Annotated in this window: 4 protein-coding genes; 3 read left to right on the forward strand and 1 reads right to left on the reverse strand. The window is 70.7% G+C overall.

Features of this window, described 5'->3' with window-relative positions; translation table 11 throughout:
- On the reverse strand, positions 1–936 hold a 936-nt coding region (locus ABT300_RS42035; protein WP_351687872.1), incomplete at its 3' end, for an ABC transporter substrate-binding protein.
- A 297-nt stretch (positions 937–1,233) separates the two neighbouring features.
- On the opposite strand from ABT300_RS42035, the gene ABT300_RS42040 reads away from it, so the two are divergent.
- From ABT300_RS42040 to ABT300_RS42050, 3 genes are all read left to right on the forward strand, one after another.
- On the forward strand, positions 1,234–2,223 hold the full coding sequence (locus ABT300_RS42040) for a TauD/TfdA family dioxygenase (protein ID WP_351687867.1): 990 nt from the start codon (positions 1,234–1,236) through the stop codon (positions 2,221–2,223).
- Between the two features lie 34 nt (positions 2,224–2,257).
- Positions 2,258–3,289, forward strand: coding sequence for an ornithine cyclodeaminase family protein (locus ABT300_RS42045; protein ID WP_351687870.1), 1,032 nt, complete (start codon positions 2,258–2,260; stop codon positions 3,287–3,289).
- Positions 3,286–4,087: type III PLP-dependent enzyme domain-containing protein (locus ABT300_RS42050; RefSeq protein WP_502978113.1), on the forward strand; the 802-nt coding region annotated here is incomplete at its 3' end. The genes ABT300_RS42045 and ABT300_RS42050, both read left to right, overlap by 4 nt.

Consider the following 4,087-nt stretch of genomic DNA (forward strand, 5'->3'; position numbering starts at 1 on the left):
CTTGACCATGGCCTCCCGGTCCACGGCCAGCCGTAGCGCCTCCCGCACCTTCGCGTCCGCGAACGGCCCGTCGGCGGTGCGCATGACGATCGGCATCGCCATGTCGTTGGGCCGTCGCACGATCTGGACGTCCCCGCGCTTCTCGGCCGTGCGAGCCGCCACCGCACCGACGTTGGAGGCGACGTCGATCTGTCCGGCGAGCAGCGCGTTCGCCATCGCCTGCGGGCTCTCGAAGATCTTGACCTCGATGGCGTCGAGGAGGACGTCACCGCCGTACCAGTCCTCGTTGCGCACCAGGCGGGCGTTGCCGGAGCGGAACCAGTCCAGCTTGAAGGGGCCCGTGCCGGGCGCCTTGCCGAGTTCCTTCTCCGCCGTGTCCTTCTGCAGCACGAACGTCGTCAGACGCGTCAGCTGCGGCAGTTCGGCGTTGGCGTAGTCGGACACCAGGACCACGGTGTCGCCCTCGGCCCTGATGTTCTCGGGCTTGATGCCCGGCAGACGGGACGCGCCCGAAGGGGTGTTGCGCAGCCGCTTCAGTGACCAGACGACGTCTTCGGCGGTGACCGGGGCGCCGTCGTGGAACTTCGCTCCCTTGGCGAGAGTGAAGGTCCAGGTCTTGAGGTCGTCGGATGCCTTCCAGGAGGCCGCGAGGCGGGGCACGGTGTTGGGCTCGGCGCCCGGGACCGTGAGGGTGTCGTGGACGAGGGAGATGATCAGGTAGTCGCTCTCGTTGGACTGGGTGCCGTGCGGATCACGGGTGATGGCCGAGACGCGACCGAGCGCGCCCACCCGCAGGGTTCCACCCTTGCGGGGCTTCTCGCTCCCCTTCGTCGGCGCCTTGGACGAGGTCTCGTCACCGCCGCCGCACGCGGTCAGGAGAGCAGCCGCGCCTATCCCGCCGCCGGCCCACAGCACTTGGCGTCTGTTCCAGTTCACGTACGACCTCGTTCCACTCACGCAGGGCATATTGCTTAGGTGTGCCTACCCTAAGATGATCTCTATGTGCAAGCTGTGCGGATGGACTGTCCGTAACTGATGGAGCGTCAAATGGACACAGGGGAGCGCACGGTGGCGCGAGGGGCGGTTCCGACCCGATGGGAGCATGAGTCGCAGTAAGGTTTGCCTTACCTAAGGGCGACTGATAGCTTTCGGCCGCCGAGGCACAGCACTTTCACAGGAACGCGTTTCCGTCGCACCTCACCCCCACCCGCACCCGGAACGGATGACTCCGCCATGCTCACGGGAGCCGCACCCATACGGCAGCTCGACGCGCACGCCGTCGACGAGCTGACCGAGACCGCCCAGAAGATCCTCGCCGACTTCGGCAGTTCGGCTGCCCGGCCTGAACTGCTCCGCCGGGTGGCGGTATCCGCCGCCCGCCTGGGTGAAACGATTCGGTACCACTGCCGCCCAGTCGACACGGACGACGGTCTGTTCGTCCTGCGCGGCCTGCCCGCCGACGACGCAGGAATCGGCCCCACCCCCACCAGTTGGGCCACGGCCGGCGACCGCGCAGCCGAGTGGGACGTGATCCTGCTCCTGCTCGCCACGGCCATGGGCCACCCCATCGCCTGGGAGGGCCAGCAGGAAGGCCGGTTCGTGCACAACATCGTGCCCTCGCCCGGCCGTGAGGAGGAACAGACCGGCGCGAGCAGCACCGTGCTGCTCAGCCCCCACACCGAGGACGCCTTCCATCCCGGCCGCGCCCACCTGCTGCTGCTCGCCTGCATGCGCAACCACGACGCCGTCGCCACCACCGCCGCCAGCATCCGCAAGGTCCGGCTGAGCCCGGACGACGACGCCCTGCTGTCCCGGCCCGTGCTGCCGATCCTCCCCGACGACGCCTATGCCGAGGCGCAGTCGTTCGCGGGGGAGCCGCCGAAGGTCCCCGTCCTGTGGCGGACCGCCGACGGACCGACCCTGCGCTACGACCCCGCCTACACCCCGCTCGACGAGGCGCCCGCCGACTATCGCGCCGCCTACGACCGGCTGACCGCCGAGCTGGAGCGTGTCTCGGTCGCCGTCGCACTGGAGCCCGGTGACGTCCTGGTGGTCGACAACGACCAGATCGTGCACGGCCGGGTGCCGTTCAAGGCCCGCTACGACGGCGCCGACCGCTGGCTCAAGCGCGCGTCGGTGCGCGTGCCCGGCCGCCGCAGCCGCCCCCTGGCCGAGGCGGACGAACACGGCTACGGCCAGGCCGCGCTCGTCGCCCACATCTGATCCCCGCCATCCCCCTCGTACGAAGGGACCAGCCGTGACCGGCACCACCGCACGCGCGGACGACACCCCGTCCGACACACCCGCGGACGACAAGAGCCTGCGCATCCTCAGCACCAGCGACGTCGCAGGTCTGGACATCTCCCTGGCCGACGTCGTCGGCGTGGTCGAGCAGGCGTACCGCACGCTGGCCGACGGCAAGTCGGCCAACCCCCGCAAACTCACCGTGAAGCCCGAGGACGGGCACTCCGTCTCGTACGCCATGCTGGGGCGCGACGGCGTCCGCGAGGTCGTCGCCGTCAAGACGTCGTACAAGCACGGCCTGGACAAGTCGCGCGACGAGCAGCACTACTACACGACCCTCACCATCTACGACGACGTCACCGGTCTGCCGGTCGCGATGATGGACTGCGGCCGCATCGGCTCGTTGCGCACGCCGGCCGTCTCGGCGCTGCTGGCCCGTGAGCTGGCGGCGCCCGGCAGCCGCAGCGCGCTGGTCATCGGCACCGGGACCCAGGGCCGTCTGGCGCTGCCGTTCCTGCTCACCACCCTGCCGGACCTGGACCGGCTCATGGTCTACGGCACTCACCCCGACGGCCTCTCGGCGGTCCGCGCACAACTGCACCACCACTTCCCCGACCGGGAGGTGGAGGTCGTCGACGACGCCCGGAAAGCCGCGGCCGAGTCCGACGTGGTGGTCGCCACCGCCGGACAGCACACGCCCGCCGCGGTGGAGGCGGCTCACCTGAAGCCCGGCGCCCTGTCGATCCTCGTCGGCCACGGCATCGCCCCCTCCACGCTGCACGAGGCGGACCGGGTCATCGCCACCAGCGAGGCGCAGATGAAGGTCACCGGCACGGACATGGCCGACGCCGACGGCGGCTTCCCTTCCGTGGACGCGGAGTTCCCCGAGGTCGTGGCGGGCCGGGCCAAGGGCCGGCGCTCGGCCGACGAGCGGATCTTCGCCTACAACAGCGGCCTGGTGGTCACCGACATCGCCCTCGGGCACCGGTTCGCGCAGCTGGCCGTCGAACAGGACCTGGGGACCCGGGTGTCACTGTGGAAATGACGCCCACCGCCACGTCCGCCCCGCAGCTGCCCGCCCATCCGGACCCTGAGCTCGACGCGATCCTGGGCAGCGGGCTGCCGCACGAGCTCTCGTACGCGATCGGCGGCCCGTTCCACCTGCTCCTTCCCGACCGCTTCGACGCCAACGTGGCCGCCTTCGCCGGGGTCTTGCGCGAGACCGGCGTCGACGGCCGCGTGTACTACGCGAAGAAGGCCAACAAGGCCGCCGTCTGGATGGAGCACGGCGCCCTGTCCGGCGTCGGCGTGGACGTGGCCAGCCTCGGTGAGCTGCGGGACGCCCTCGGCCACGGTGTCCGCGGCGAGCACGTCGTGGTCACCGGGCCCGCCAAGGCCGAGGACCTGCTGAAGGTGGCCGTCCTGCAGGACTGTCTGATCGCCGTGGACGCGCTCGACGAGCTGGAGCGCGTCCTGGCGCAGGCGCGCGCTGTCGCCCGCCAGGCACGCGTGCTGCTGCGGCGGCTGCCGCCGGTCCAGCCGCACAGCCGCTTCGGACTGGACGACGGGGGACTGGAGGCAGCCCTCACCCTGTGCGCGCAGGCCACGGATGCCGTCGTGATGGAAGGCCTCTCCTTCCACCTGTCCGGCTACGCCACCGAGCCGCGCGCCCAACTGGCGGTCGAAATGGTCGAGTTGTGCCTCAAGGCACGGGCGCTGGGACTACGGGCGGACCGGATCAGCATCGGCGGCGGATTCGCCGTCGACTACGCCGGCGCCGGGCACTGGGAACGCTTCCTGACCGAGCAGCGGCCCGAGCACTACCACGCGGGGAAGTCCTTCG

It is taken from the genome of Streptomyces sp. NPDC001027 (assembly GCF_040299045.1).
In the GTDB taxonomy this organism is placed as follows: domain Bacteria; phylum Actinomycetota; class Actinomycetes; order Streptomycetales; family Streptomycetaceae; genus Streptomyces.

What these genes read in the sequence shown, in the direction of transcription:
- ABT300_RS42040 (WP_351687867.1), top strand. Translation starts at nt 1,234, where the DNA reads ATGCTCACGGGAGCCGCACCCATACGGCAGCTCGACGCGCACGCCGTC.